Genomic DNA, 553 nt, shown 5'->3' on the forward strand with positions numbered 1-553 from the left:
TGCCGCAGATCGGCGTCACGCACGACCAGAAGGGCCAGGCGATCGCGATGGTGGTGAACGCGGCCAACAAGGTCGAGTCACGTCCGTTGACGACGACCGGCACATACGGCCAGAACTGGATCGTCGAAGGCGGTCTGCAGGCGGGCGATCACGTGATCGTGCAAGGCGTCGACAAGGTACGCCCGGGCGCGACCGTGAAGACGGTCCCCGCGCAGCTCGCTCCCGCGGCGGACGCCGCATCCGCCACGACGGCAAGCGCCGCGCCGGCGAGTACCGCGGCCCATGCCGCAGCGAGTTCGGCCGCCGCGTCGAGCGCGCAATAACAGGGAGTCCGTTTCATGGCCAAGTTCTTTATCGATCGCCCGATCTTCGCGTGGGTGATCGCGATCGTGCTGATGCTGGCCGGCGTCGCATCGATCTTCAAGATGCCGATCGCGCAGTATCCGACGATCGCACCGCCGACGATCCAGATCCAGGCGAACTACCCGGGCGCTTCCGCGAAGACGGTGGAAGACACGGTGACGCAGGTGATCGAGCAGCAGATGAGCGGTCT

1 protein-coding gene and 1 pseudogene are annotated in these 553 nt (G+C 66.2%); both read left to right on the forward strand.

The annotated features are described in order from the left end of the window. A pseudogene (locus WS89_RS28050) lies at positions 1 to 323 on the forward strand (efflux transporter periplasmic adaptor subunit); the annotation flags it as partial. A gap of 15 nt (positions 324 to 338) precedes the next feature. Next, positions 339 to 553 (forward strand): efflux RND transporter permease subunit (locus WS89_RS28055; protein ID WP_156440620.1); only part of this gene is annotated, 215 nt, incomplete at its 3' end.

This window comes from Burkholderia sp. MSMB1072 (genome assembly GCF_001524725.1).
GTDB lineage: Bacteria > Pseudomonadota > Gammaproteobacteria > Burkholderiales > Burkholderiaceae > Burkholderia.